Source organism: candidate division WOR-3 bacterium (assembly GCA_029858255.1).
Lineage (GTDB): Bacteria > Hydrothermota > Tepidihabitantia > SM23-42 > SM23-42 > SM23-42.
The window spans coordinates 1-13,991 of record JAOUFJ010000040.1 but is presented as its reverse complement, the minus strand read 5'-3'; the positions used below and the strand labels follow the sequence as shown (position 1 = coordinate 13,991).

Sequence of the window (13,991 nt, the reverse complement as noted above, 5' to 3'; positions counted from 1 at the left end):
TCACCGGCGAATCGGTTCCGGTCAGCAAGAATGCCAAACAAATAGATGCCGACTCGGTGCTTGCCGAGCGCAAGAACATGTTATTCAAAGGTACTTCAATAACTCGCGGTTCGGGTGAGGGTGTTGTGGTGGGGACGGGCATGAGCACAGAACTGGGCAAGATCTCTACCCTCGTGGAGGAAGCCGAAGAGGAAACAACACCGCTTGAGAAGCGGCTTGATCAGCTTGCGCGCAAGCTGATCTGGGTGACTTTGATCATAGCGGCGCTGATCGCATTGGCCGGCATCCTGACTAACAAGGGTATCTTTTTGATGATCGAAACCGGCATCGCCCTTGCCGTTGCTGCGATACCGGAAGGATTGCCCATCGTCGCTACACTTGCGCTGGCACGGGGAATGCTGCGCATGGCCCGGCGCAATGCACTGGTCAGGAAACTCTCGGCAGTGGAAACGCTGGGTGCGACAAATGTGATCTTTACGGATAAGACCGGCACCCTGACCGAGAACCTGATGTCTGTTTCGACCCTGGTGCTGGATTCGGGCGAGGTGACAGTAGTCAGCGATGACAACGTAAAGGCTTTTCAACAAGAGGGTATGAAGATAGTACCATCAGAGAGTAGTACTCTGACCGAGGCTTTGAGGATCGGCGTGCTCTGCAGCAATGCTTCCCTGTCAAAAGAGGATGCGGGCGAAAAGAGTAGCGTGGGCGATCCTCTCGAGATTGCGCTATTGCACGCCGGACTGCAGGCTGGCATTACCCGGTCTAAACTCCAGGGTGAGATGCCGGAGATACGAGAAGAAGCGTTTGACCCGGAACTGAAAATGATGGCGACGTTTCACAGAAAGAATAGGGATATTTATGTTGCGGTCAAAGGCGCGCCCGAGGCAGTGATTGGAGCGTGTGATTCCGTGGTGAGCGTTGAGGGTAAAAGGGAACTGTCTGAAGGGGAGCGCAAGCAGTGGCTGATGAAGAACGAAGAAATGGCCGGGCACGGTCTGAGAATCCTCGCCCTGGCGAGGAAACACGCGACTTCGGTTGATGCAAATGCTTATGAAAATCTCGCACTGGTCGGACTCGTTGGCTTGCATGATCCGCCGCGCAATGAAGTACAATCGGCACTGGAACTTTGCAGGCAGGCGGGCGTCAGGGTGATAATGGTGACGGGCGACCAGCCGGTTACCGCGCGCAATATCGGCAGGAGGATCGGCTTGTTGGATAGCGATGCCGAGGTTATGCTTGGCAGAGAATTGAAAGCTCCGGAGAAGCTTTCAGCAGAAGAGATACAGCACATATTGAGTGTTCCGGTTTTTGCCCGGGTAGACCCTGAGCAGAAGCTGAATCTTATTGATCTGCATCAGGACAACGGCAGCATCGTGGCAATGACCGGCGACGGGGTCAACGATGCGCCGGCGCTCAAGGAAGCGGACATCGGTGTTGCCATGGGGCTGCGGGGAACACAGGTGGCGCACGAAGCTGCCGACATAGTACTCAAAGACGATGCTTTTGCTACGATCGTTGCGGCGATCGAACAGGGGCGCGTCATTTTCAATAACATCCGGAAATTCGTAGTATATTTGATCTCCTGCAACGTAAGTGAAGTGATGAGTGTAGCATTGGCATCGTTCCTCAGCATACCGCTACCCATTCTTCCCCTGCAGATCCTTTTTCTTAATCTGATAACCGATGTCTTCCCTGCACTTGCACTTGGTGCCGGCGAGGGTGATGCCGGAATCATGAGAAGACCGCCGCGCGATCCGGGGGAAGCTATTTTGGGAAAGCGTCATTGGGTATTGATCAGTATCTATGGTTTCCTGATCACGGTGTCAGTACTCGGCGTTCTTGTCGTCGCGATATATGGTTTGAATTTCGCGCGGGAAAAAGCAATGACCGTTTCATTCCTTACCCTCGCTTTCGCGCAATTGTGGCATGTGTTCAACATGCGGGATCAAGGTTCGCGCTTGCTGTGCAACGGAATAACGCGCAACCGCTATGTCTGGGGAGCTCTGTTTCTTTGCATTGGTTTAGTACTGGTCGCTATTTACGTTCCTGTTTTTGCGACCGTTTTGAAGGTCACTGATCCGGGCCTGAACGGATGGCTGCTAATTGCCGGAGCCAGTCTCTTTACGCTAGTCATAGGGCAGAGCATCAAGGCCCTGCGCGTTGGTTAGTTCTCACTACCGTACTGCGAACACAACATAGTGAACCAGATATAGCCCTTCATTCTTCAGGATCTACGACAGGTTGGGTTTGTCTACCTTCATTCCCCAAGATCTGCGACTGTTTGAATTTGTGAACCTATTGTTTCTTCTGCGTCGCGTATCTGTGACTCAACTCTCTGACAGGACCCCAGACGTATTTCCCATGTTCATTTATAACATAGGTTTCAACATACTTGGTCACAACTGGAGCTACGCCGTTGTAGAAAGGGTGCGCAAAAGCATATGTGGGCTCGATTACTATATTACCATTCGTGTTTATGTATCCCATATCACCGTTCACCGTGATCGCCGCAAGTCCTTCAGAGAATAACAGATCACGGCGTGCATCGCGTGCAGACCATTCGAATGACGGCGGGATTATATAGTCACCTTTGTGGTCAATGAAGCCAATCTTGCCATCTTCGACGACGGCAGCAAGTTCCTCTGAGAATTGATGGGCGAATTCCCAGCGCGGACCCAATACAATAGTGCCAGTACGGTCAATATAGCCCCACGTGTCATCAATCCTGACGCGTGCCAGCCCTTCTGTAAACTTGATATCCCTGAGTGCTCGATATGGTAGGATATTGATGCCTGCGGTATCGAACTGGAGTTCGATGACAATTTCACCGGTGGTGTCGATGAATCCGTATTTGCCATTGACCATGACCGCGGTCAGGCCTTCGCTGAAATCGCCAACATCGTCGAATCGTGGATTGATGGCGATCTTTCCCTCTCGATTTATGAAACCATGTTTGCCTTCGATCTCAATAGCCGCTAATCCTTCGTAGAATTCACGACTATAGTCGTAGGGTATCCTTAGGACTGTTCGGCCGGTTCTGTCAATGTAGTATGTACCCCCTTTTGCGTCACCTACAGCTGCGAGCCCTTCAGAAAATCTGGATGGATAGTCATACCGTGGTTCAAGGATCGTTCTGCCGCTGCAGTCAATATATCCATATAAGTTGATCACTGGGGAGCTAATTATTGCGAGGCCTTCCTGGAACGGTCCAACGCGGGAGTAAGTTTTGAATATCTCTTCGCCTTTTTTGTTGATCAATGCATTTATGAGGTTGGATGTTACTACTACGATGCCCGATCGGAGGCGGGTCCAACTCGTGCAATCACCTGTCGGCGGAAATCCTTTGGGCGCGGGTTTGAATCGGCCGTGTTTGTTGATGTATCCGTACCGATCATTGAGTAGTACAAAGGCAGATCCACCTGAAAATGGCGCAGCTTCCCAAAATTTAGGTTCAATGACATAGCGGCCTGATTTGTCGATGTACCCCCACTTTGTGCCTGGATCATTGGGATCACTCACGGCCACGGCTGCTAATCCTTCAGAAAAACTGGTGGCTTGAGAGAATATAGGTTCTATGACAGACTTTCCGGTTCTGTCAACGTAGCCCCACTTGCCCTCTGCATCGACTCTGTCTTTTTCCTCAATTTTATCTACCTTCACTGCGGCCAGTCCTTCCGCGAATATTCGTACCTCTTTGAATTGGGGTTCGATCACGATGGTGCCCGTCGTATCAACGAATCCCCATTCTCCGTTCCAATAGCTACTGTATTCTAATTCACCTCCCACCATGACAGCTGCTAATCCATCATCCGAGAACGGGGCAATTTGGGTATAAATGGGTTCGATTACATACTCCCCGGTGTTGTTGATCAGACCGTAATGGGATCCGATGTGCTGGCCACTTTCACCCTTTGTGCCGCCAACTGTTACTCTCCAAGCGCCGCGACCGTAAGGGAGCACGTGAGCGAATTCGGGTTCGACTACCATGCGGCCCGTCGTATCGATAAAACCCCATTTTTCGTTCAACTTTATTGGGGCAAGTCCCTCTGAAAAATCCCGTGCGGATTGAAACACGGGTTCGATGAGAACCGTTCCTGCTTTGTCGATGTATCCCCATTTACCAGCGATTTCAACGGGAGCTAAGCCATTTGAAAATCGAGAGGTATTATCAAATCGGGGTTGGATAACTATTGTTCCTGTTTTGTCGATGTATCCCCACTTGCCAGCAATTTGCACGGGAGCCAAACCATTTGAAAATCCAGTGGTGTTATCAAATTGGGGTGGGATCACTACAGCCCCTGTTTTGTCGATGTATCCCCACTTGCCGTCAATCTTGACTGCAACTACGTCTTCGGCGAAAAAGCATATGTCATCATACTTGATTTCAATAACGATCTCGCCTTTAGCATTTATATATCCATGTTTACCATCAAGCCCGACACGAATGAGCTCAGTGGGTTCCACCTCTTGCTGGGCGCAGCCTAAAAACGTTATGATTACGGTGAGTGTCAAACGCAGATAATCTTTAATACTCATATTCTACCTCCTTATCATATTTACATTTTGAGTATTATAGAATCAAATGCCATATTGTCAATATACAAATGTGGCATGCAAAAGAAAAGTAAACAAAATATAGCCCTTGCTCCCCGCGGGGCCAACGGCAGGATCTTCGACAGCTTGGTTTTGTTAACTTCTTGACGTCTCCCGGCATATCGGCTACACTCTTTCATTAGAACAAAGGAGGTAGGATGATGAAGTATGTCGTAACTATCGTAATAATCGTTGTGCTGGCGTTGATTGGTTCCCTGTATCTGATGAACAGCAACAGGAAACTGGCGCGAAAGATCAGCGATCTTGAGGAACAGGTAAATTTGCTCACGTTAGAGCTCGAAGCGCGGGTGGCCGAGGTTTCACAGGAGAAGGAGGATGAGATCGACCGGCTCAAGGGCACCTACGAAACACTCATGGAAGATATGAAGAAGGAGATCGAGGACGGGCAGATCAAGATCACCCAACTGGCTGACCGGCTCTCGGTAAGCATGGTCGATAAGATCCTTTTTCCTTCGGGCGAAGCAGAGATCACCCCGGAAGGTCTGGAGATCCTGGACCGGGTTGGCAAGGTGCTGAAAAATACTCAGGAAAAGATCATCCGGGTTGAAGGGCACACGGACAACGTTCCAATACATCCTAACCTGCAGAAAAAATTCCCGACCAACTGGGAACTCTCAACCACACGCGCGACGAACGTGGTACGCTTCCTGCAGGAAAAAGTGGGGATCAAGGGGACGCGGCTTCAGGTCATAGGTATGTCAGAGTATGGTCCGGTAGCGAGCAATGCAACGCCCGAAGGCCGGAGCCAGAACCGGAGGATAGAGATCACGCTGTTGCCCGAGTCGGGTATGTAGTGACGGAAATAACGTCGATCGTATTTGTAGATGGGAATGCGTAGAAGAAATCCCGTGGCGCTTCCAGCCTATGAAAAACTGGCTGAGCGCTATGCTGCTCTGATCGATACCAAGCCACACAATGCCTATTACGAACGCCCGGCCACACTGTCATTGCTGCCGAATGTGCGCGGCAAGCGCGTTCTGGATGCGGGTTGCGGCCCGGGTGCATATACAGAGATACTCCTGCGACGCGGCGCAAAGGTAGTTGGTGTAGATATGAGCCCCAGGATGCTGGAATTGGCGCGAAAACGTGTTGGCAGTAAAGCAGAATTTCATCACGCGGATATGACGAAACCAATGCTTTTTCTGAAGGGCAGGTCATTCGATATTATTCTGTCCCCGCTCGTAATGTCGTACATCCGCGATGTTTCCTCTCTGTTCAAGGAGTTCTACCGTTTGCTCAAGCGGTCCGGTGTACTGGTGTTTTCCGACGGCCATCCGTTCGGAGATTATCTTTTCTTTAAAAAGAAGAGAAAGGCAAAGAATTATTTCAACACCGAACTCGTTGGCTGCATCTGGCACGGGTTTGGTATTCATGTATACGTGCCTGGTTATCGCAGGCCGCTGCACGCGCTTCTAAATCCTCTGATCAAAGCGGGCTTTCGGATCGACCGTATTGTCGAGCCCCTGCCTACGAAAGAATTCAAGAAAGCCGATGCCGGTGCATACAAAAAACTCCAGCGCATGCCGGCCTTTATCTGCGTAAGGGCAATAAAGTGACGCATTGAGAAGAAGCGAAAGGAACCTTCTTACTGGATTCCTTTTTCTTGAACATTGTTCTGGGCCAGGGTATGATAGTATGTCGTATTCCTGGGATGTGTGATATATTCTGTGATATTTGTGTGAGATATGGCTGTAGAATATCTGTGTGAGGGGATGTATATGGGTCACAGTCAGAGTATTTTGAAATTAAAGTAAATAACGCAAGAGGGAGGTTCATATGAAATTTATTTTGGCAATGATAATACCCTTCGTTCTGCTCGCGCAGATAGAAAGATGGGTCTATACATATGACGGCAATCTAAACCATATAGACGTTGCTGAGGCGTTGACATGTGGGCTGGACGGGAATATATACGCAGTGGGAAGAACCGCAAACGTCGGCACGAGCAGTGATTTCCTAGTGATCAGCTTTAAGGATAACGGTGATACAAACTGGATATATATGTATAATCCTATGAATCTTGAGGATATTGCATTTGCAGTTGACTATGGGCTGGATCATAATATCTACGTAGCTGGTATGAGCTCAGCTCCTGCTACATATTCTGATTTCACCGTTTTGAGCCTGACGACCGGTGGCGATACGAACTGGGCTTACCGGCATGATGGACCGGGCACTATTGAAGATTACGATGCGGCGCATGCGATCACCTGTGGTTTGGACGGAAACATCTATGCCGGGGGTACTTCAAATGCTCATTTAGGCGGGGGTGATTTTTTTGTCGTAAGTCTCTCGGCTGCTGGCGATACGAACTGGACCTACCGTCATGGTGGTACCGCGGCCTCGGGTGGTACGGTAAAAGCGATCGCCTACGGTGCAGATGGGAATATCTACGCTGCCGGTGACAACTGGGACGTAGCTAGTTACTATGATCTTCTTGTCGTGAGCCTATCGACTGCCGGCGATACGAACTGGACCTATTGCTACGGCGGAACGTTGGGTGATGATGCAGCTCATTCGGTTGCGTATGGACTGGATGGTAATATCTATGTAGCGGGCTATTCGATCGGGGCAGATTCATGTTGGTACTTTACTGTGATAAGCCTGACTGATGATGGTGATGAAAACTGGGTATTCAGATACCCAAGTGACATTATGTATATTTTCATACTTGCGAGTGCTGTTGTCTATGGTCTGGACAATAACATATACGCGGCCGGGAAATGCTTGTTGCCGGGTCAGACGGAAGATTTCCTTGTTGTAAGCCTCAGCACTGCCGGTGACACAAACTGGACGTACCAGCGTAACGGAAAGGCAAACGATCGTGACTTCGCCAAAGACATAGTGTATGGTTCTGACGGAAACATATATGCTGCAGGAATGGTCTGTGATGAGTTGAGAGGACCGGATTTCACGGTCGTCTGTCTTGCTGACGACGGAACTGAAAACTGGCTTTATACATATAGTGCAGTACAGTCATACCGTTGGGATGAGGCATATGCGATCGATTATGGCTTGGATGGTAATATTTATGCGGCAGGCGAAGATAACTGTGGTGCCGGAGGTTTTTGGGATTACGACTTCACAGTTGTGAGTCTCCAGCCGACCACAGGGGTCGACGAGACGAAAACTGACTACACTCGACCGGTAAGATTAGAGGCCACTCCGAATCCCTTTTCAAGGCTGACGACAGTCAGCTTTGGCATAGAGCATGGCGCAGAGCGCATAGATCTTGCCATTTATGATGCTACGGGAAGTCTGGTGAAATACTTCTCAGTTCCTACTTCTTACTTATCAAGTTCCGCCTCGGTGGCCTGGGATGGTACTGACATGGCGGGTAAGCAGGTACCGGCTGGCGTGTATTTTGTCACATTAGAGGCAGACAACTGGAGGGCAAGCGAGAAGCTGTTGTTGATAAGATAGGCATTATAGAAGTCTGCTAAACGCTGAATTTACGTGCCCTTTTGGATTTGAGGGAGCCTCAGGGCGCTGAAATTCGAACCCCACAAGAATAAATTCTTGACACTTAAGCACTTATAGATATAATCCATAAAATAAGGAGTTTACATGCGAAGATATGTGTCGGTCTTTTTGCTTTTGTGCACATTAGTTCTTGCGCAGGAATCAGGCGCGCGTTATTTGATAATAACCCATGATGATTTCTACAACGCCATCCAGCCGCTGGCCGAGTGGAAGCATCGAATGGGATTGAAAACAAAGGTGGTAAAACTCTCACAGATCGGCAGTACGACAACCGCTATCAAATCTTATATCGATAATGCATACGATACATGGCCGATTCAACCTGAATATATCTTGCTCGTTGGCTCACCCTATCACATACCTTTCTACATATTTTCCAATTACAATTATTCGGATAACTACTACACAAATATGGATACGGATATCTATAACGAGATACTCTCGGGCCGGTTGACCGTACACAACGATACTGAAGCACGAACTGTCGTTAACAAAATACTCTTGTATGAAAAGACACCCTATATCGCGGACTCATCCTGGTTCCTGAATGCGTGTCTGATCGCCAATGAGGAAGGGTATACATACCCACCGCCTTACTGGAGTGATGATTCCATCTATTGGGACGACGTGCGGTACGCGAAAGGCTACATGCTGGCAAACGGTTATCACACTATTGATACGCTCTCCAAGCTGCTTGGGAATAACTACAACACAGTAATTAACAGGGTTAACCAGGGACGGGCATTTGTTTTGTACCGCGGATGTGGGACAAACAACTGGTATACCCCGTTCGCCGTGGATGCGAACCAGACTCAGAACGGCGCTATGCTTCCTATTGTACTTTCAGTTACGTGCGGAACGCTCAATACGGGTTATACGTCGGCCGCAGCCGAGAAATGGCTGCTGACCGGCACGCCAACATCGCCGAGAGGTGCGGCAGGGTATTTCGCAACAACCACCAGCGGCAGCAATATCGCTCATCTTAGGAGTGCCGTAGCCAAGGGGTTCATGCATGCAGTTTTTGAACAACGCAAGCAGACATTTGGCGAGGCTTGTGAAGGTGGGCGCTTGAATGTGTACAGCATGTATAATTCGTCGTCTGAATACCGGGGTTTCACTACGTGTGGAGATCCGTCGATGAGGCTCTGGACCGCAGTCCCGAAGCGCCTCGACGTGATCCATGATTCAACGTTGTCCCTTGAACAAGATTCGCTGGTGATCACCGTGCTTTTCCAAGATGAACCGGTTGAATCTGCTCTGGTCTGCGTGCTTCTCGATACAACGGTGTACGAATATGGTTATACGCCTGACGACGGGCTGATAAAATTTCATTTCAGCCAGTATCCGCTCAATCCCGGCTACATGCATGTTACGGTTACCGCTCGGAATAAGATACCCTATATTGACTCGATTTTAGTTGGCATGACGCATGTTGGAGAGCTTAACGATCCTGTAACAGCTGGACTTTCGGGCATTCAGGCCTATCCGAATCCGTTTTCAAAGCTGACGACAGTCAGCTTTGGCATAGAGCATGGCGCAGAGCGCATAGGGTTTAATATCTATGATGCCAGTGGACGTTTGGTGAGGTCTTTCTATCCAGAATCAAGCATCGGCAATCAGGAATCAGTTGTTATTTGGGACGGTACGGACAGTTACGGCAAGCGTCTACCTGCAGGCGTTTATTTTGTGCGTACCCGCTCAGGCAGCGAAGAGCGGTCTATACCTGTGGTATTGTTGGAATAGCGCCAAAAAATTCCACGCTTAAGTTAATTTTACATCAAAACCGATTTGCAGCAGTTTAAAAGTTCCAAATCTTCTTGATGCTGACTTGAATGTGACCGTCTTAGGAAGAGACTGCATGATTTCCTCTGCTTGTTCTCTTGGAAACCCGCTTTTTTCAAGAAGCTTAATACCGTCTTCCTTTGACACCTTACAGTTTTCTATCTTCAGACGCAGTTTTGCTGCCATTACTTCTCCTTTCCTTGGTTCTATGTCACTCTTAAAAAAGTAGTCTAATTTTCCAGAATAAATACTACAGAAGCAGCGTAGTAGACTACTTTATTTGATTATTATAGCTGATTATGACTTATTGTCAACTGTAAGGGTCGACCCGTTATGTGACATGTATTGATTTGACCTCGCAGTGGTATCTACCAGAATTTCTTACCGCGGATGAACTGCTCGATTCCTTTCCTTCTAAGAATTCTGAGGTTCTTTATGTGGGCGTCGTCGTGCACCGCACGTAAGAAATCCAGCTTTGTGCATTTTTCGAATTTATCACACTTCCAGCATCCATCAATCTCCTTTTTCACGCAGCAGCTGCGGATCTTGCACGACGGAGGTCCGCCACCGTTATGGCACGTGCGCTTGCACCGCAAGCGGACCATCATACCCAGGACTTCATAGGTTGTGTCGTAGTTCTTGTACGGCTTGAAATACCTTGATATCATACTGGCGAAGCGGCTGAATTTTGACCTGCGCAGTTCCTTACGCAGGTCTCGTGCCAGATCAGCGATCTTACCTTGAAAGATAAAGCAGTCGCCGCAATAGAGTCCGCAGTAGGCGACCAGATTCTTGTTTTCTCTCATAGCATTATGTTGTTATGCTTCATTTGCCTTTAGCGAACAAGCAGCAATTTTTCCGTTGTCGTTAGTTCACCTCTTTTGAGTACTAATAAATAAGCACCGTTGGGCAACAATTGACCGTGATTACCATACCCATCCCACCTCACCGTCGAACGTTCGCCCGCGATGGATATATGGTGACTCAGGTCTTTCACGAGCCGTCCGGTTGCATCGTAGATCTTGACTTCCGCGGGTCGGGATATATTTGATGCGTCAATGTTGTTGGTACCATTTCTGAAACTGATTTCTGTGAAGTCCCTGAATGGATTCGGACTTATCATCAAAGAGATCTGCTGCTCGGTATTTGCGTACTCTTCGATGCCTATTTCAAACCATCCCTCTTCATTGTAATCCAGAGCACCGTTGTTCCAGCCGCCGATCACGTAGACATAGTAGACACCATAACCAGTGAGAGCAACCGCAATCGATTGGCGGGCGTATTGCATTGGTGAAAGTCCGAGCGAAGTCCAGGCATTGGTGGCCGGTTCGTATGCATCAAGATCGGCAATGTAGGTGGAGTAGTCATAGCCGCCAATTGCATATGCCGTGTTGCCCCACGTAAAACCACCGAGTGCAAATCTGGCATTTTGCATGCTTGCCCTTGTCGCCCAACTGTCACTTACCGGGTCGTAACACTCATTGACTGCAGTGATACCGCCTCCTATAACCGTTGAGCCTCCGTACACGTATATTGTGTCATTGATGGCCGCACAACCCGGCCCCATTCTCGACGTTGGCATAGGCGTTTTTACAGTCCAGGTGTCGGTTAGCGGATCGTATTCTTCAACCGTGTTGAAAATTTGCCCTTGCGGGTTCATACCGCCAATGATGTAGATCTTGCCGGCAGCAACGGCGATGCTGAAAGTATATCTGGGCGTTGGCATGGGAGATTTCGTCGTCCATGTATCGGTTGTGGGATCGTACTCTTCCACGACGCCCGTTGCCGCAGCGCCAACCCATCCGCCGATAGCGTAGATTTTGCCGTTGACGGCCGCGCAGCCGAGATGAGCGCGTGGTGTGGACATTGAAGTTTCCGTCGTCCAGGTGTCAGTAAACGTATCGTATCTATAGTTGGTGGCATAACGATTGCCTGGCGAGTCTCGTCCCCCAATAACATATATCGAATCGCCTTCGCCGACAGAGGCACATCCACTGCCAGCAAGTGGTTGGGGAAGAGGGTTTTTTGTTGACCAGATGGGCCAACTAATGATCATGGATACGAACACAACAATTGATGTGCACATGTTACCTCCCCGTCGTCTTGTACATATTTATAGCGTATACTCAACATTTGTTAGTGCTACAATCGCAAAAGACTACCGGATTGTGTTTTCTAATTCTTACTCCACAAGCCCATGATATTGCCGGACGGGTCTGTGAATAGCGCATAGAAACCGAACTCGGGCGAAATGCCGGTCTTGTCCTTGACCTTCTTGCCGCCGGCTGCTTCGATCTCGCCCAGTTTCTTCGGAATGTCCTCTACCTCAATGTAGAGGATGACGCCGTTCTCAGACGGTTTGCTTTCCTTGGTCAAGCCGCCGCCCTGATTATCACCGGTGGAAAACATCACATAACCCGGCATATTTTCATCCATTTTCCATCCGAACAGTTTTCCGTAAAAATCCTTCGATTTTTTTGGATCTGTAGTTGGAATTTCTATGTGTGAAAATCCATGCATATTTCCTCCTTTCCATCGTAAGTATAGCATACCTACGCGTACGATGTCAAGCATAAGGTAATAAGGGGACAGGCATAAACTTTTCTGCTTCGCAGATTGAAAAACCGGTGAAATAACAAATCATACTAATGACAAAAGTTTAAAAGTTTATGCCTGTCCCCGGTCGGTCTTGACATGCACATCCAGATTCATACACTGAATCCATAGTACATTGAGGGAGGAAGGATGAAAAAGTTTTTTTTGTATCCATTGTCGCTTTGTATCCTGATAGTAGCCTGCGGCGGGGAAGAGCAAACACGACTGAACGCATTCTTTGGTGAGCAACCCGAGGGCGGCAGCCAAGTCACAGAACTGAGATGTGTTGTTGTCGGTCGACTGGAGGATGGTGACACGCCGATACAGGCCAGGTTAGAGGCCTGGTGGGCGGAGGACATCGGGCAGAACGAAGAATTGTATGGATACGATACGTGGACATTCAGACTCCAGGAATATGAAGAGCTTCGGATTATTGTGCAGGCGCCGCCAGGTTATATATTAATGGGGCACTTCTGGTTCTATTGTTTCTGGACCGACGAAGACGGTACCCATAACGAAATATGGAGTGATACCGCATACTGTCATAATTGAACTAATTTGATGAGCAAGATGACTGAGAGATGGGGACTTCGTTGAGTAGAAAGGTGCGATCCAGTTTGACCCGCACTCGTGACATCAGCTAATACATATTGCGTTAGATGTATTGATCGATGGCCTGTTTGTATCCGAAATTGAGCAAGAAGTGAATGAACCAGAGCCGTTTGGGTCTGGCTAATCTTCTAAGGACTGACGTATACGAGTAGCACTCCTTCCATGCCCATGCGCAACCGTCAATCAATTTCTCACGGGACATGAGTTTTGGTTCAAAAACTGCTGAGCCGTATCTGTTCCAGTCTTTGCTGATCAATCTATTCTCGTTGATTAGTTTCCAATAAACTTGCGTACCTGGAAATGGTGTCAGAATGGAGAAAGATGCTGAGTCAAGACGATTTCGCTTCACGAAGTCCACTGTGCGTTCAAAGACACTATCGTCATCGTGGTCAAATCCAAAGATGAAAGCGCCGTGAATTGCGATTCCATGATCGTGTATCTTCTTAATTTCGTCAGCATAACGATTCACAAAGTTAATCGTTTTGGCTGCCTCATGTAAACTTTCCTGTGACAGTGACTCGAAACCGATAAATAATCCAGCGCAACCACTGCGTGCGGCTAAGTCAAGCAGCTCAGGATCCCTCGCTATTGTCAATGACGCCTGACCTATCCATTTTCTCCTATAAGGTATGAGTGCCCTGAATAGATTTTTTGCCCGCTTTGGAATGCCTACAATATTATCGTCTACAAAAAAGATAAGGATACCTTTTAATGTTTCAACGTCCCTGACCACGTCTGTTACTGGGCGGCAGCGATAAGTATGTCCGAAGAATGTGCTGACTGAACAGTAGCTGCAGCGAAATGGACATCCTCGCGATGTTTCTACCGTGTTGAACATGAGGTATGACTTGCGGCGAAGCAAGTCTCTTCTCGGAGCGGGTGTGTTCTCCAGGTCTTCGAAGGTA

12 protein-coding genes are annotated in these 13,991 nt (G+C 48.5%); 6 read left to right on the top strand and 6 right to left on the bottom strand.

The genetic code is table 11. The features are described 5' to 3' along the window. On the top strand, nucleotides 1–2,168 hold a 2,168-nt coding region (locus OEV79_11335), incomplete at its 5' end, for a cation-transporting P-type ATPase (protein ID MDH4212028.1). Between the two features lie 127 nt (nucleotides 2,169–2,295). On the opposite strand, the gene OEV79_11330 is transcribed toward OEV79_11335, so the two are convergent. Beyond that, on the bottom strand, nucleotides 2,296–4,536 hold the full coding sequence (locus tag OEV79_11330) for a WG repeat-containing protein (protein ID MDH4212027.1): 2,241 nt from the start codon (nucleotides 4,534–4,536) through the stop codon (nucleotides 2,296–2,298). A gap of 218 nt (nucleotides 4,537–4,754) precedes the next feature. On the opposite strand from OEV79_11330, the gene OEV79_11325 reads away from it, so the two are divergent. The 4 genes from OEV79_11325 (at nucleotide 4,755) to OEV79_11310 (ending at nucleotide 9,840) form a co-directional block, all read left to right on the top strand. Beyond that, nucleotides 4,755–5,408: an OmpA family protein gene (locus OEV79_11325; protein MDH4212026.1), complete on the top strand. Its 654-nt coding sequence runs from the start codon at nucleotides 4,755–4,757 to the stop codon at nucleotides 5,406–5,408. A gap of 36 nt (nucleotides 5,409–5,444) precedes the next feature. Next, nucleotides 5,445–6,170: a methyltransferase domain-containing protein gene (locus OEV79_11320; protein ID MDH4212025.1), complete on the top strand. Its 726-nt coding sequence runs from the start codon at nucleotides 5,445–5,447 to the stop codon at nucleotides 6,168–6,170. Between the two features lie 220 nt (nucleotides 6,171–6,390). Then, the gene (locus OEV79_11315; GenBank protein MDH4212024.1) at nucleotides 6,391–8,037 is read left to right on the top strand and encodes a T9SS type A sorting domain-containing protein; all 1,647 of its coding nucleotides are present in this window, start codon (nucleotides 6,391–6,393) and stop codon (nucleotides 8,035–8,037) included. A gap of 144 nt (nucleotides 8,038–8,181) precedes the next feature. After that, the gene (locus OEV79_11310) at nucleotides 8,182–9,840 is read left to right on the top strand and encodes a C25 family cysteine peptidase (GenBank protein ID MDH4212023.1); all 1,659 of its coding nucleotides are present in this window, start codon (nucleotides 8,182–8,184) and stop codon (nucleotides 9,838–9,840) included. An 18-nt stretch (nucleotides 9,841–9,858) separates the two neighbouring features. On the opposite strand, the gene OEV79_11305 is transcribed toward OEV79_11310, so the two are convergent. The 4 genes from OEV79_11305 to OEV79_11290 form a co-directional block, all read right to left on the bottom strand. Next, entirely contained in the window at nucleotides 9,859–10,065 is a 207-nt protein-coding gene (locus tag OEV79_11305; GenBank protein ID MDH4212022.1) for a hypothetical protein, read from the bottom strand. 182 nt (nucleotides 10,066–10,247) lie between these two features. Next, nucleotides 10,248–10,685 carry a DUF3795 domain-containing protein gene (locus OEV79_11300; GenBank protein ID MDH4212021.1) on the bottom strand — a complete coding sequence of 146 codons (438 nt, stop codon included), beginning with the start codon at nucleotides 10,683–10,685 and terminating at the stop codon, nucleotides 10,248–10,250. A 29-nt stretch (nucleotides 10,686–10,714) separates the two neighbouring features. Continuing rightward, nucleotides 10,715–11,965, bottom strand: a complete 1,251-nt coding sequence (locus OEV79_11295; protein MDH4212020.1) for a T9SS type A sorting domain-containing protein — start codon at nucleotides 11,963–11,965, stop codon at nucleotides 10,715–10,717. A gap of 89 nt (nucleotides 11,966–12,054) precedes the next feature. Further along, nucleotides 12,055–12,399 carry a VOC family protein gene (locus OEV79_11290; protein ID MDH4212019.1) on the bottom strand — a complete coding sequence of 115 codons (345 nt, stop codon included), beginning with the start codon at nucleotides 12,397–12,399 and terminating at the stop codon, nucleotides 12,055–12,057. Nucleotides 12,400–12,624: 225 nt separating this feature from the next. Here OEV79_11290 and OEV79_11285 point away from each other — a divergent pair, with 225 nt between their 5' ends. After that, entirely contained in the window at nucleotides 12,625–13,026 is a 402-nt protein-coding gene (locus OEV79_11285) for a hypothetical protein (GenBank protein ID MDH4212018.1), read from the top strand. A gap of 103 nt (nucleotides 13,027–13,129) precedes the next feature. On the opposite strand, the gene OEV79_11280 is transcribed toward OEV79_11285, so the two are convergent. Continuing rightward, nucleotides 13,130–13,991 (bottom strand): B12-binding domain-containing radical SAM protein (locus OEV79_11280; GenBank protein ID MDH4212017.1); only part of this gene is annotated, 862 nt, incomplete at its 5' end.